This window comes from Gilvibacter sp. CC01 (assembly GCF_055755295.1).
The window spans coordinates 2,490,956-2,504,170 of sequence record NZ_CM146909.1 but is presented as its reverse complement, the minus strand read 5'-3'; the positions used below and the strand labels follow the sequence as shown (position 1 = coordinate 2,504,170).

Genomic DNA, 13,215 nt, shown 5'->3' with positions numbered 1-13,215 from the left:
CTATTGGGGATTAAATCTAGATTTACGCCAACTCCAGGCCATTATAAAACCAAATAAAGCCCCGCCTACGTGTGCCCAGTGGGCTATTCCGGGGAGGTTGTCTGTTAGGTTCATAACTGTATAACCTATCAAGATCAAGGGTACAAAGTATTTGGCCTTAATAGGCACCGGGAAGAATATCATCATCAATTGCGCATTCGGGTAATAGACAGCGAAAGCAGTCATTATACCATAAACTGCACCAGAGGCTCCCACAGCCGGCACGAAGTATCCTTCAAAATTAACCTGAGGATAGTTCACAAATATCTGACCTTGGGCTATGGCCTGATCTATCATATCTCTGCCAATACCAGCCTGCATCAGTTCGTTGATATCTAATTGCAGATCAATATAATTAGCTATGGTATGGATGAGCGCTGCACCCAATCCGGCAGAGAAATAAAAGAATAAAAAGCGCTTAGACCCCCACTGTCGTTCTAAAGGCGTACCGAACATCCAGAGTCCTAACATATTAAATGCGATGTGCGACACACCACCGTGCATGAACATATGGGTGACCGGCTGCCAGAATTTGAACGATGGATTCTCGTAATAGTAGAGCGAAAACAGTTGATACATAGTATCTGGCATAGTCATAGTACCCACAAACACTATGACGTTTATGATCAAAAGAACCTTTACTGTTTCTGAGATGGAATACACTAGAACTTATTATCTATTTCGGTGTTCGTAATTATTTTAAAGGTCGGCTTTCCAAAAGGACTCAAATTAGACTCCTTGCAGGCAAACAACTGATTGATCATGTGCTGCTGCTCATCTTTGCTGAGTTTAGCTCCTGTTTTTACACTTAAGCTTTTCGCCATGGACTTGGCAAGAACGTCATTGGCACTAAAGCTCATGCCCGGCACATCGGTGCTGAGATCTGCCAATAGATTTTCTATGATCTGTCCGACTTGTTCAGGCTTTACTGCTGTCGGTATAGCACTTAAGGTTACTTGCTCCTCTGCAGAAAAACTAAAACCTAAATGATCCAAGCCGTCTTTTACTTCCTCCAATAAAGCCTTTTGCTTGCTGTCTAAGTCTAAACTTATGGGAAACAACAGGGCTTGACTGTTGGCGGCATCGGCAGTCATTCTTTTTAGGTAATCTTCATAAAGCACGCGTTGATGTGCTCTTTGCTGATGCACTAAAAGCATACCTCCCTTAGTAGGGCTAGCCAAATACTTTCCAAACAATTGCATACTTGGCAACTGCGCCTGGTCTTCTGCATCTTCGAAAAATTGACCACTGACCTCTTGACTCTCCAAGGTGATCTCCTCCAAAGAAGTTTCTCCAAATTCTTTATTATCCACCTGAGTATAAAGGGCCTCCCAAGACGGTTGATGCTCTTGCAAGCGTTGGTAATTGGAACGCCCACTGCTGGACTTTTCTTTAAACGGATTAAAGCTCGGATCTACAGCAATGCTAGGCATTTTAGGCGCAGCCTGCTTCATCTCATAAGGCGTATCCAAAGAATCGTCACGAGTAAAATCTAAGACCGGCGCCACGTTGAACTGCCCCAAACTGTGTTTTACCGCAGCTTGTAGCATGGCGTAAATGGTGTGGTCGTCGTCGAATTTGATCTCTGTTTTGGTTGGATGGATATTAATATCAATGCTGTCTGTTGGCACCTTTAAGAACAAGAAATATCCGGGTACGGTTTTATCTTTAAGCAGTCCTTCAAAAGCTGCAGTGACAGCATGATGCAAATAAGACGATTTGATGAATCGATCGTTTACAAAAAAGAACTGATCTCCTCGCGATTTTTTAGCAAACTCAGGCTTGATCACAAAACCGCTTACGGCAACCACCTCTGTTTCTTCTGTTACAGGCACTAGACGTTCTTTGGTCTTTGGACCAAATATTCCTGTGATGCGCTGTTTCAAATTAGCCTGAGGCAAGGAGAAGAGCAGCGAATCATTCGAGTGCAAACTAAATGCAAGATCAGGATGCGCTAAGGCCACGCGGTGAAATTCGTCTATGATGTGTCGCAATTCTACAGGATTGCTCTTTAAAAAGTTACGACGCGCCGGAATATTAAAAAACAGATTCTTTACAGAGATTACTGTTCCTACTGGAGTGACACATTCTGAAACTTCAGAGATCTCACTACCGGCTATCTTCACCTCGGTTCCGACTTCTGCGTCTGCGGTACGTGTTTTTAGGCTTACTTGGGCCACCGCAGCGATAGAGGCTAATGCTTCCCCTCTGAATCCTTTGGTGTGAAGCTTAAAAAGATCTTCCGCCTGGTGGATCTTAGAGGTCGCGTGCCTTTCAAAACAGGCTTGGGCGTCTTCTGCGGACATACCCGAACCGTTATCTATAAGTTGAATTAAGGTCTTCCCCGAATCTTTGACTACCAATTGCAACTCGGTTGCTCCTGCATCTACAGCATTCTCTAGCAACTCCTTCACAACAGAAGCAGGTCTTTGAACAACCTCTCCTGCAGCGATCTGGTTGGCCACATGTTCAGGTAAACGCGTTATTGTAACTGCCATTTATCGAGTTGTCGTAAAGATGGATAGATCAAAATCAATGAGAAATAAGAACAAGATGATCAGCACCAAAACGATGATCAGCACACGGCGATTTACTTCTTGACTCGGATTGCCTTTGTAATCGGCCCATGCGTGTTTGAACTTGTTCTTAAGTCCTCGAGCTGGCGAAGATGCTGTGCGATATTCATCAAAACGATTGCCCATCTCAAAAGGACGCTTACCCCCGTTCTTATAGTATCGAGGTTCGTAGTCGTACCTTTTGTTCCTGCGTGTTTTGAATATTCCCATTGTACTCAACCAAATTTACTAAAATAGCTGCGTTTGTTAAAGTAGCTTTTCTCCTTTAACAAAACAAAAACAATGCCAGAGCAAATAAGGCTTGATCTAGAATTTACTTTCTTTTCTGAGTTGCGCCATTTCTATGGCGGCAATAGCAGCTTCTGTACCTTTGTTACCGTGCTTACCACCAGAACGATCTATGGCTTGTTGCATGTTGTTATCGGTAAGTACACAGAAAATTACAGGAATGCCTCCAGCTGCGTTGAGTTGTGCAATTCCATTGGTCACCCCTTGACAAACAAAGTCAAAATGCTTGGTCTCTCCTTGAATGACGCTTCCAATCACGATAACGGCATCCAACATATCGTAGGATTCACGCATGCGTTGTGCTCCGTAGATAAGCTCATAGCTTCCCGGTACGTTCCAGCGCACAATATTATCGTTAATAGCTCCGCAATCTTTAAGCGCATCAAAAGCACCTTGAAAGAGCCCTTCGGTAATTTCATTGTTCCACTTAGAAACCACCAAGCCAAATCTAAAATCCTTGGCGTTTGGAACCTCGGCCTTATTATATGCCGATAAGTTGTTTCCTGCGGTTGCCATAATTACTGCATCACCTCGGCCTGCCCTAAGAAGATATCGGCCTCTTGTACGAAAGTTGATTCTGGGAAACGCTCTTTGATCTGACTTAGTAAAGATATGGCCTCACTGTAGTTACCGGCCTCAATAGCGCTCTTACCAGCTTTCAATAAGTATTTTGGTGTAGTATAGTCGTTGGTATTCAAACTGGCTGCCTGCTTGTAGTAATCCATAGCATCTCCAAACTCACCCAAGGCAGCAAAAGCATCTCCAATTCCTCCCTTAGCCTGTGGCGCAAGGATCTCATCGGTGGCTTTAAAACCGTCTAGACTTTCAATGGCTTTCTTGTAATCACCAGTTTGCAAATAAGCAATTCCAGCATAGTACTTGGCAAGGTTACCCGCATCGGTCCCACCGTACTTAGAAATGATCTCTTCAAAACCGTATTGTCCGTTTCCTCCTTTAAGAGCCAAATTGAACAAGGAATCATTCTCTACAGCGGTCATGGCCTGCTCCCAGTAGTTCTGAGCCTGGAACATCTCATTCATGGCTTTAGCCTCCTTAGGCTCCTGAATGTATGTTTGATAAGCCAAGTAACCCAAAATGGCCAAGGCAACAACGCCGATCACACCAAAAATATACTTCTGGTTATTGGCTACCCATTGCTCGGCTTTGTTAGCGCCCTCGTCTAAGGTGTTGAATACCTCTGCCGTTGCACTTCCTTCTTCTATCTTGGTTTGCTGTTCAACCTTTGTTTTAGGTCTCCCTCCGCGTTTTTTATACGTTGCCATACTGCTGATTTATTGCGGGGCAAAAATATAATTTTTATTAGAATTTGAAAGACAATTTATTCGTTAATTTTCAATAATTTGCAAGCTGTTTTTCGCTGCGGATTGTAGCAGCGACAGCCCACGGCAACACCGCTTCACCGAAGTACCTAGCATGATTTTAACCGACTTGTCCTTAGTGAATTACAAGAATTTTGAGAGCCAAAGTTTTAGCTTTGACCACAAGATCAATTGCATGGTGGGCAATAACGGTGTGGGTAAAACCACTGTTTTAGATGCCGTATATCATTTGGCTTATGGCAAAAGCTATTTCAATCCCATTAGTAGTCAGAATATCAGACATGGGGCCGATTTTTTTGTCATCGATGGGAATTTCACCCATAATGAGCAACCCCAACGGATTCTCATCAGCAATAAAAAAGGGCAGAAAAAGGTCATCAAAAGAAACGGTAAAGCCTATGAGCGCTTTTCGGACCATATTGGGCTAATTCCGGTAGTGATCATTTCGCCTGCGGACCGCGATCTGATAACAGAGGGCAGTGATGTCCGCAGAAAGTTCATGGACGGGGTACTTTCGCTCAACGACCCGGCTTATCTGCAGAACCTATTGGATTACAACAAGGTTTTGTCTCAGCGTAACTCCCTGTTGAAGTACTTTGCGCTCAACAACACCTATAACGAAGACACTTTAGGAGTTTACAACGAGCAGTTAGACCAACTCGGTACACCTTTACACAAGCGGCGCGAGGAATTCATTGCACAGTTCACGCCTATTTTCAATACGCGCTACCAGGAGATCAGTGGCGGGCACGAAGCCGTTAGTCTCAACTACAAGAGTCAGCTACAAGAAATGCCGCTTATGGCGCTTTTTGCCCAAAACCTGAACAAAGACAAGGCACTGCAATACACAAGTCAAGGTATTCACAAAGACGATCTGAACTTTGAAATAGACAGTCACCCGATCAAGAAATTCGGCTCTCAAGGCCAACAAAAGTCGTTTTTAATTGCCTTAAAGTTGGCGCAATTCGACTTTGTAAAGGACAAGGCCGAGCAAAACCCAATTTTACTGCTAGATGACATCTTTGACAAACTCGATGAGTCTCGGGTGGCCCAACTCTTGCAGTTGGTCAAGGAGGATAATTTTGGACAGATCTTTATTAGCGATACACATGCGCAGCGCACAGAAGCTGTTATTAGCAGTATTCACCAATCTTATAAAATGATCGCCTTATGAAGCAGCTTTTAGCAGTTTTTAGCCTACTCATACTGAGCTGTTGCCAGACTAAATTCAATGGAGACCTGAGCCCTCTACAAGGTTATTGGCAGATCGAAGAGGTAACCGCAAACGGAGAGCTTATCAAGGCATATCAGACCAATTTGGTGGTCGACTATTTTGAATTGCAAAACGATACAGCTGGCCTTAGAAAGAAATTGGCTCCAAAATTAGATGGCACTTATGCCAGTACAAAAAATAGTGAGCGATTTAGCCTAATCGACTCCGCAGCAGCTTATTATTTAAACTATAAAACGCCTTATGCCGAGTGGCAGGAGCAAATTCTCGTTATAACAGAAGAGCAGCTGATTCTAGAAGACACCAGCGGTACGCGCTATCAGTATAAACCCTATTCAGCCATAAATATTTTAGACAATGAATAAGCGCAATAGGGAACATATGAGTTTGGGCGATGCCTTGAAAGAGTTTTTGGGACAAGGAAAACTCAAGCGCGGTATGGACCAGATCAATGTACGCGACTGTTGGAACAAAATGATGGGGCCAGCCATTGCGGGGTACACCCAAGATATTCGGTTGGAATCTGGCACACTCTACGTGCGCCTGAGTTCTTCAGTACTTCGTGAAGAACTGAGTTATGGAAAACAAAAAATCATTTCCATGCTCAATGAAGAATTGGGCACAGAAATGATCAAGAAATTAGTTTTGCGCTAAGCGCCGGTCTAATTAGAACTGCTCTCTACCAGCAAAGTGGAAGTTCCCTTCGATAGCAGCATTCTCGTCGCTATCGCTACCGTGTACAGCGTTCTCGCCAATCGAAGCGGCATACAACTTACGGATAGTTCCTTCTGCAGCTTCCTCCGGGTTAGTAGCACCGATAAGTGTTCTAAAGTCGGCAACCGCGTTCTCCTTTTCTAAGATCGCAGCAACAATAGGACCGCGAGTCATATATTCTACCAACTCTCCAAAGAACGGACGCTCTTTGTGGATAGCGTAAAATGCTTTGGCATCGTCTGCAGTCATTTGCGTAAGCTTCATGGCTACAATTCTAAAACCAGCAGCAGTGATTTTTTCTAAGATGGCTCCGATATGTCCTTTTTCTACGGCATCGGGCTTTAACATTGTAAATGTTCTGTCTGTTCTCATGTCAGGTGTAAAAAATTTGTGCAAAAGTAGCCCTTTTAAGGCAGACTACAAGCGCTTAACGATTCTTTAACCGCAAATAAACAATACCTTAGAGCCGCAAACTATTCCGCATACTGTTGCGTAAAGCTTTCTATGAGTACATTGTCGCGTCCTCGGATCTCAAAAACTACTGTTTTAGAAGCTTGGTGCACCTTGATCACACCAAAATTAATGGCCTTTGTGCCTTCGCCCCAGCGGTATTCATTGGGCTCTAAAGGAGATCCAGGAAACGTATGTGTCAAGCCACTGGAAGTGAAATCGAGCAGCGGATATCCCAGACCTGCATTGTCGTCCTTAGACATTTCTGCATGATGGCGATCTCCGGAGAGTAGTATGATATTCTTAGATTTGGCTCCCTGTAAGACCTCATACATCTTTTGGTGCTCCGCAGGAAAGTTGCCCCATTTCTCCCAGCCGTGATCGGCATTGTTCAAGAACTGCACACTGCTAACAACAAAGGTGAAATCGTGAGCGGTATCCTGAAGTTGGTTTTCTAACCAAGCCCATTGTAGCGGCCCCAAGAACCAACCATCATGGTCTGCAGGCCAAGGGGTATAGCGTTTGTCAGGGTCATCACTTTTTAACAGCGGATCGCGGTAATAACGGGTATCCAGCATGATGAACTTAATAGACCCCTGCTCTGTTTGGTGCACATAGGTGTGAAAAACTCCAGGTTGATCGCGCAAACTATCGTTTTTGGGCAGCTCGAGAAAATCCCAAAAGAGTTCGCTCGCTTTGATCTTCATTGGGTATTGAGCGCCGGCATCGTTCTCGCCGTAATCGTGGTCATCCCAAGTTCCTATCACCTTTGTTTGCTGTCTTAATTTGGCGTAGCCAGGCTGCTTGAACTGTTTCTCGTAATCTGCGCGCATTTTAGAACTGTCTCTGGTGTCGCTGTAAATATTATCGCCTCCCCAAACGAACAAGGCTGGTTTGTGGCTTATTATAGGATCCCATAGCGGTTGTTCTCGCTCTTGGTCATTACAACTGGCAAAAACAAAGCTTAGCGTGTCATTGATTGCTGCGGATGGGTTTTGATCTGAACTTTGCTCTTTGGTATTCTTGCAACTTACAAGAGCAATAATCCCTAAGGCAAAAACTAAAAATTGACGCATCATGATGGTTGAGTTTATTGTGATAAAGTTAACCAATATTGCCCGTAACTCCTCCTTAGCTCTCATTATTAAATTGTATCTTCGCGCCTGATGAATACTGCCGAAATTACTGAGTTAAAAGCACTCTTAAGCGAACCCAAGCGCATTGTGGTCATTGGACATAAAAATCCGGACGGAGACGCCATAGGGTCTACCTTGGGCCTCAGCACCTATTTGGAAAAACTAGGCCATAATGTACGCGTTATGGTTCCGAACGATTACCCCAAGTTTTTAAAGTGGATGCCCGGAAATGAGGACATCCTCAAGTTCGAGACGCATAGTGACAACTGCGGAACCTTGCTTAAAAAAGCACATTTGGTCTTCACGCTAGATTTTAATGCCTTGCATCGTTTAGGGCCAGAGATGGAAGCAGTACTCGACAAATTGGATTGCCCGTTTGTCATGATAGATCACCACCAGCAACCGGACGATTATGCGCGCTTTACCTATAGTGATGCCAGCATGGGGTCCACTTCCGAAATGGTCTACCATTTTATGAAGATGATGGGTCATTTACAGTTCTTGGATGCGGAGATAGCAACCAATCTTTATGTGGGAATAATGACAGACTCAGGCTCGTTTCGCTTTCCTGCAACAACGAGTACGACCCACCGCGTAGTGGCAGACCTGATAGACCACGGTGCACAGAACTCTGATATCCACAGAGCGGTTTACGACAACAACAGCGAGAATCGCATGCAACTCTTGGGCAAGGCCTTGAACAACCTACGCGTCTTACCAGAACAGCGTACCGCATACATTAGCCTAAGCCAGCAAGAATTAGATGCCTGTGATTTTAAAAAGGGCGACACGGAAGGGTTTGTCAATTACGCACTGTCTATAGAGAATGTTGTGTTAGCAGCTATTTTTATTGAAAGTGAAAAAGATGAGATCATTAAGATATCGCTGAGAAGTAAGGGCGATTTCTCTGTCAATGAAGTGGCACGCGAACACTTTGAAGGTGGCGGACACATCAATGCTGCCGGCGGAAAATCAACTCGAAATATGGCAGATACCATAATGTATTTTATTAGTATATTGCCCTCCTATCAAAATGCCCTTTTGAATGCCTAAGCCCCTAGTTTTTCTCTTTGTTTTACTACTGATGGGATCTTGTGCTCAACCCGAAGCGCGTAGACCGGTAAGCCAAAACTCTGGCAGCTTTGTAAACGCCTCCGTGAGTCGCAATCAAGAGCTGGTGGCTCAACAAGAAGCAGCAATAAAAGCGGTGATCGCCAAAGACACCACCGCAACTTTTACAGCTTCTGAAAACGGCTTTTGGTATACCAAAACCGTGGTAGATTCTACAGCGACCTATTTGCCGCAGTTTGGAGACCAACTCACTTTTGACTACCAAATAGAGGATATTTACGGCAACATCATCTATCCGAAGCAACAAATAAGCCCAAGAACTTACTCCATGGACCAACAAGAGTTGATAAGTGGTTTGCGTCAAGGATTAAAATTGATGCATCAGGGCGAATCCATGATATTATTCTTACCCTCATATACCGCCTTTGGCTATTATGGGGACGACAACAAAATAGGGATCAATTATCCATTGAAGGTCAAAGTAGACCTCTTGAGCATAGATCCTCAAAATAAAAATGAATCCAATAATTAAAAGATAGAAATGAAGAAAATCACTCTATTACTAGTATTTGCAGGACTCTTTGCAGCCTCTTGTCAAAATCCAAAATACCCGGACTTGGCAGATGGTGTCTATGCAGAGTTCGTAACCAATAAAGGTACTTTTGTCGCCAAGCTTTTCCACGAGCAGGCTCCGGTTACTGTATCTAACTTTGTAACCTTGGCCAGTGGTAAAAGTGAGATGGCAGATTCAACCTATATGGGCAAGCCATACTACAACGGCCTTATCTTTCACCGTGTCATCAATGATTTTATGATCCAAGGTGGATGCCCTTTGGGCAACGGAATGGGTAGCCCAGGCTATGCCTTCCCAGATGAGTTTGTACAAGGTTTGGTTCACAACAAAAAGGGAATCCTCTCTATGGCCAATAGCGGACCAAACACCAACGGAAGTCAATTCTTTATCACCTTAAAAGAAACACCGCACTTGGACTACAAGCACGCTGTTTTTGGTGAGATTGTTATTGGGCAAGACATTGTTGACAGTATTGGTGCTGTAGAGACCAGCAAGCCTGGAGATAAACCTGTAGAAGACGTAGTAATGCAAGAAGTGAACATACTTACCAAAGGCGATATCGTTGTCCCTACACTTAAAGAGGCTTTGACCATTAAAGCAGAAAAAGCCGCAGCCAGAGCAGAAGAGATTACAAACACTGCTGCAGAATACAAGGCAAAGAACGAGGCCATTCTTGCGGATGCAGAAGAATTAGCCTCTGGCCTGCGCCGTGCTTATGTTAACAAAGGAGAAGGCGAAGCACCTGTAGAAGGACAGATCGTACTTATAGAATACGAAGGTTACTACACAGACGGACTACTTTTTGATACTTCGGATCCTGATCTGGCAGAGAAATTTGATGTAATGAACCTGGCGCGTAAAGAAGCTGGACGTTACGGTGCATTGGAGATCCCGTTCTCGGCAGATGCTCGTATGATCCCTGGATTTAAAGAAGCAATGCTAAGTATGCAGGTTGGAGACGAGATAATGGTTTACTTGCCGTCTCATTTGGCTTATGGTGAACAAGGCTCCAGAGCAATTCCACCAAATACCGATCTTATCTTTAGAATGAAGATGACTGGAATAAAGCAGTAATCGTCAGCCCAAAAAATTAAAAAGCCCCGATCTCGGGGCTTTTTTTATGCTTGTTGCGGAATTCGTTTCAGGGTTTCCTTTACGTACTTCCAATACTTTTTAACCGAAGAGATACTGGCGCGCTCGTCTGGCGAATGTGCTCCTTTTATTGTTGGTCCAAAGGAGATCATGTCCATGCCTGGATAGTTCTGCCCAAGGATACCGCATTCCAGACCTGCGTGACAAGCTGCTACATTCGGCTTTTGGTCAAACAACTCTGTATAGAGACCTTCCATGACGTTGAGAATTGGACTTTCCATATTTGGCGCCCAACCCGGATAGTCACCAGAAAGGGACACTTCAAATCCCGCATTCTCAAAATTAGCGCGTAAGGCGTTAGCCAGATCGGCCTTAGAAGACTCCACAGAAGAGCGGGTCAAACAGCCCACGTGGATCTTTCCATCGCCTACCAAAACTCGTGCAATATTATTCGATGTCTCTACCAGATCGACAATGGCAGGACTCATTCTATAAACACCGTTGTGTGCACTATACAAAGCATTTATGAGTTGCTGCTGCCCCTTACTTTCCATAACAGTGGCAGGAGCCTGAAAAGCTTCTATACTGATATTCAATTCTGGTTCTAACAACCTAAATTCATTGCTTATAACCTCTTTCTCTGCTTCGAAAATTCTCTTGACCTTGGCAATGTCTTCGGATTCTATAGCGACTATGGCACTGCTTTCTCTAGGAATAGCATTTCTAAGACTTCCGCCATCAATGCTTCCTATTCTAACTGAATCACCTATGACATAAAGCAAGCGATTCATAAGTTTGTTGGCATTTCCCAAACCTTTGTGAATGTCCATGCCACTATGACCACCTTGTAAACCGGTAACACTTAGACGGAATCCGGTAAAACTTGCGTCTGTATTCTCGGTCTTATAAGATCGGTTGGCAGTAATATCTACACCTCCGGCGCAGCCTACTCCTATCTCGTCGTCTTCTTCGGTGTCAAGATTGAGCAAGATCTTGCCTTGTAGCAAACCTCCTTTTAAGCCCATGGCTCCTGTCATACCCGTTTCTTCGTCTATGGTAAACAGCCCTTCGATTGCCGGATGCACAATATCATCCGAAGCTAAAACAGCCATAATGGTGGCAACTCCTAAACCGTTATCGGCGCCTAAGGTCGTACCCTTGGCACGGACCCAATCCCCATCGACATACATTTCAATCCCTTGGGTGTCGAAATCGAAATTAGTGTCATTGTTCTTTTGATGCACCATATCTAAATGGGACTGCATAACTATTGGTGTGCGTTCTTCCATTCCAGGACTAGCTGGTTTGCGAATGATCACATTTCCTACCTCATCCTCTAGGGTCTCTAAGCCCAATTGCTGCCCAAAATCTTTAATAAAAGCGATTACCCGTTCTTCTTTCTTAGAAGCGCGTGGCACAGCGTTCAAGTCTGCGAAATAATTCCAAATTGCTTGGGGTTCGAGTTGTCTTATGGTCTCGTTCATCTTGAAAATTTTAACAAATTTAGCGGTTTTCATGCCGTCCGTGAAATTAAAAAACAAAGAATTGTTTGTATGTTTGAACAATGCGATTCAAGATCAAACTCGGCCTGGCAATTCTGCTTGTTGTTCAAATATTTGGGCTGCGTTTATTGCGATACTTCCCGGATTTTGTAGAACAATATTACAGTTTGGGAATCTACCCTTTTTTCTCCAAACTGAGTCGATATATCTTCGGATGGATCCCATTCTCTGTAGGTGACTTCATTTACCTAGGCCTTATTATCTATGCGATCCGCTGGCTGTATTTGAACATGAGACGCTTAAAGACAGGGCCTTGGGGTTTCTTTCTGGATATAGCCGCGACCTTGTCTCTTGCCTATCTGCTTTTTAACCTAGTTTGGGGAATTAACTATTACCGCAATCCGCTTTATAAAACCCTAGAACTGGAGACATCCTATACGAATGAGCAGCTCTTAGACCTAACAGAGCGCTTAATATCGAGGTCCAATGAATTGCATAGCGAACTGGGCTATGCAGACAGCACTAAGATAGACCTTCCCTATTCACAGCGAGAGATCTTTAAACGCTCTTTAGCGGGTTATGAGGAATTGGCGAAAAAACATCCAATGTTTAAGTACAAACCGCGCTCGGTCAAAAAGTCTGGCTTGAGTTTGGGCTTGACCTATATGGGGTACAGCGGGTATTACAATCCTTTTACAGGAGAGGCGCAGGTGAATCGACTTATAAAATCCTATAAATTTCCGGTGGTGGCTTGTCATGAAGAGGCGCATCAGATGGGTTATGCCGCAGAGAACGAAGCCAATTTTATCGCCGCTTTGGCAACTATACACAATCCGGACACCTATATTCAATACACCGGATATATTTTTATGTTGCGCTACTGTGTGAATGAGATCGCGCGCAGAGACGAGGCCGCATATCGAGAAGTCTTGACCACCATAAATCCGGGAATACTCAAGAGCTACAAAGAGATGCGTGACTTTTGGGAGAGTTATAACAACCCTTTCGAAGACCTGTCCAAAGCCTTCTGGGACAATTTCTTAAAGGCCAACAACCAAGAAAGAGGTATAATGAGCTACAGTTATATGGTGGCTCTGGCAGTAAACTATTTTGAAAAGAATCCGCTCTAATAGGCCTTTAACACGCTGTTAAAGATTTGTTATAGCGTCCGACTCGGCCGCTAACCCTTAGTATCTTTAAAC

At 44.1% G+C, this 13,215-nt stretch carries 15 protein-coding genes; 7 read left to right on the top strand and 8 right to left on the bottom strand.

Annotated elements, in window-relative coordinates:
* The 5 genes from AC0J2F_RS11835 to AC0J2F_RS11815 form a co-directional block, all read right to left on the bottom strand.
* Complete coding sequence (locus AC0J2F_RS11835) at positions 1–702, bottom strand: rhomboid family intramembrane serine protease (RefSeq protein ID WP_473007830.1); 702 nt, start codon at positions 700–702, stop codon at positions 1–3.
* The gene (gene mutL, locus AC0J2F_RS11830; RefSeq protein ID WP_473007829.1) at positions 702–2,537 is read right to left on the bottom strand and encodes a DNA mismatch repair endonuclease MutL; all 1,836 of its coding nucleotides are present in this window, start codon (positions 2,535–2,537) and stop codon (positions 702–704) included. The genes AC0J2F_RS11835 and mutL overlap by 1 nt, the downstream gene beginning before the upstream one ends.
* Entirely contained in the window at positions 2,538–2,825 is a 288-nt protein-coding gene (locus tag AC0J2F_RS11825; RefSeq protein WP_473007828.1) for a riboflavin synthase subunit beta, read from the bottom strand.
* A 96-nt stretch (positions 2,826–2,921) separates the two neighbouring features.
* Complete coding sequence (gene ribH, locus AC0J2F_RS11820) at positions 2,922–3,419, bottom strand: 6,7-dimethyl-8-ribityllumazine synthase (protein ID WP_473007827.1); 498 nt, start codon at positions 3,417–3,419, stop codon at positions 2,922–2,924.
* Positions 3,420–3,421: 2 nt separating this feature from the next.
* Positions 3,422–4,186: a tetratricopeptide repeat protein gene (locus tag AC0J2F_RS11815; RefSeq protein WP_473007826.1), complete on the bottom strand. Its 765-nt coding sequence runs from the start codon at positions 4,184–4,186 to the stop codon at positions 3,422–3,424.
* A 151-nt stretch (positions 4,187–4,337) separates the two neighbouring features.
* Here AC0J2F_RS11815 and recF point away from each other — a divergent pair, with 151 nt between their 5' ends.
* From recF to AC0J2F_RS11800, 3 genes are read left to right on the top strand one after another with little or no spacing between them, the layout of a single operon-like run.
* Positions 4,338–5,417, top strand: a complete 1,080-nt coding sequence (recF, locus tag AC0J2F_RS11810) for a DNA replication/repair protein RecF (protein ID WP_473007825.1) — start codon at positions 4,338–4,340, stop codon at positions 5,415–5,417.
* A complete protein-coding gene (locus AC0J2F_RS11805; protein ID WP_473007824.1) occupies positions 5,414–5,839 on the top strand; it encodes a lipocalin family protein in 426 nt (141 codons plus the stop codon). The genes recF and AC0J2F_RS11805 overlap by 4 nt, the downstream gene beginning before the upstream one ends.
* Positions 5,832–6,128, top strand: a complete 297-nt coding sequence (locus tag AC0J2F_RS11800; protein ID WP_374958166.1) for a DUF721 domain-containing protein — start codon at positions 5,832–5,834, stop codon at positions 6,126–6,128. The genes AC0J2F_RS11805 and AC0J2F_RS11800 overlap by 8 nt, the downstream gene beginning before the upstream one ends.
* 12 nt (positions 6,129–6,140) lie before the next feature.
* Here the strand turns inward: AC0J2F_RS11800 and AC0J2F_RS11795 are convergent, their stop codons facing one another.
* Positions 6,141–6,560: a nucleoside-diphosphate kinase gene (locus tag AC0J2F_RS11795; protein ID WP_087522949.1), complete on the bottom strand. Its 420-nt coding sequence runs from the start codon at positions 6,558–6,560 to the stop codon at positions 6,141–6,143.
* Between the two features lie 101 nt (positions 6,561–6,661).
* Positions 6,662–7,717, bottom strand: coding sequence for an alkaline phosphatase D family protein (locus AC0J2F_RS11790; RefSeq protein ID WP_473007823.1), 1,056 nt, complete (start codon positions 7,715–7,717; stop codon positions 6,662–6,664).
* Positions 7,718–7,804: 87 nt separating this feature from the next.
* Between AC0J2F_RS11790 and AC0J2F_RS11785 the strand changes: the two genes are divergently transcribed.
* Genes AC0J2F_RS11785 through AC0J2F_RS11775 form a run of 3 tightly spaced genes read left to right on the top strand, consistent with a single transcriptional unit; the run spans position 7,805 to position 10,493 of the window.
* Entirely contained in the window at positions 7,805–8,827 is a 1,023-nt protein-coding gene (locus AC0J2F_RS11785; RefSeq protein WP_473007822.1) for a DHH family phosphoesterase, read from the top strand.
* Positions 8,820–9,377, top strand: a complete 558-nt coding sequence (gene gldI / locus AC0J2F_RS11780) for a gliding motility-associated peptidyl-prolyl isomerase GldI (RefSeq protein WP_473007821.1) — start codon at positions 8,820–8,822, stop codon at positions 9,375–9,377. The genes AC0J2F_RS11785 and gldI overlap by 8 nt, the downstream gene beginning before the upstream one ends.
* A 9-nt stretch (positions 9,378–9,386) precedes the next feature.
* The gene (locus tag AC0J2F_RS11775; RefSeq protein ID WP_473007820.1) at positions 9,387–10,493 is read left to right on the top strand and encodes a peptidylprolyl isomerase; all 1,107 of its coding nucleotides are present in this window, start codon (positions 9,387–9,389) and stop codon (positions 10,491–10,493) included.
* A 44-nt stretch (positions 10,494–10,537) separates the two neighbouring features.
* Here AC0J2F_RS11775 and AC0J2F_RS11770 read toward each other — a convergent pair whose 3' ends face one another.
* A complete protein-coding gene (locus AC0J2F_RS11770) occupies positions 10,538–11,995 on the bottom strand; it encodes an aminoacyl-histidine dipeptidase (RefSeq protein ID WP_473007819.1) in 1,458 nt (485 codons plus the stop codon).
* A gap of 80 nt (positions 11,996–12,075) precedes the next feature.
* On the opposite strand from AC0J2F_RS11770, the gene AC0J2F_RS11765 reads away from it, so the two are divergent.
* Entirely contained in the window at positions 12,076–13,143 is a 1,068-nt protein-coding gene (locus AC0J2F_RS11765) for a DUF3810 domain-containing protein (RefSeq protein WP_473007818.1), read from the top strand.
* Positions 13,144–13,215 lie beyond the last annotated feature (72 nt).

Excerpts from the sequence above, each read along its gene's own strand:
- ribH (WP_473007827.1), bottom strand. The coding sequence starts at position 3,419 with ATGGCAACCGCAGGAAACAACTTATCGGCATATAATAAGGCCGAGGTT.
- AC0J2F_RS11795 (WP_087522949.1), bottom strand. The coding sequence starts at position 6,560 with ATGAGAACAGACAGAACATTTACAATGTTAAAGCCCGATGCCGTAGAA.
- gldI (WP_473007821.1), top strand. The coding sequence starts at position 8,820 with ATGCCTAAGCCCCTAGTTTTTCTCTTTGTTTTACTACTGATGGGATCT.
- AC0J2F_RS11825 (WP_473007828.1), bottom strand. The coding sequence starts at position 2,825 with ATGGGAATATTCAAAACACGCAGGAACAAAAGGTACGACTACGAACCT.
- recF (WP_473007825.1), top strand. The coding sequence starts at position 4,338 with ATGATTTTAACCGACTTGTCCTTAGTGAATTACAAGAATTTTGAGAGC.
- AC0J2F_RS11785 (WP_473007822.1), top strand. The coding sequence starts at position 7,805 with ATGAATACTGCCGAAATTACTGAGTTAAAAGCACTCTTAAGCGAACCC.
- AC0J2F_RS11815 (WP_473007826.1), bottom strand. The coding sequence starts at position 4,186 with ATGGCAACGTATAAAAAACGCGGAGGGAGACCTAAAACAAAGGTTGAA.
- AC0J2F_RS11770 (WP_473007819.1), bottom strand. The coding sequence starts at position 11,995 with ATGAACGAGACCATAAGACAACTCGAACCCCAAGCAATTTGGAATTAT.
- AC0J2F_RS11765 (WP_473007818.1), top strand. The coding sequence starts at position 12,076 with ATGCGATTCAAGATCAAACTCGGCCTGGCAATTCTGCTTGTTGTTCAA.
- mutL (WP_473007829.1), bottom strand. The coding sequence starts at position 2,537 with ATGGCAGTTACAATAACGCGTTTACCTGAACATGTGGCCAACCAGATC.
- AC0J2F_RS11790 (WP_473007823.1), bottom strand. The coding sequence starts at position 7,717 with ATGATGCGTCAATTTTTAGTTTTTGCCTTAGGGATTATTGCTCTTGTA.
- AC0J2F_RS11775 (WP_473007820.1), top strand. The coding sequence starts at position 9,387 with ATGAAGAAAATCACTCTATTACTAGTATTTGCAGGACTCTTTGCAGCC.
- AC0J2F_RS11805 (WP_473007824.1), top strand. The coding sequence starts at position 5,414 with ATGAAGCAGCTTTTAGCAGTTTTTAGCCTACTCATACTGAGCTGTTGC.
- AC0J2F_RS11800 (WP_374958166.1), top strand. The coding sequence starts at position 5,832 with ATGAATAAGCGCAATAGGGAACATATGAGTTTGGGCGATGCCTTGAAA.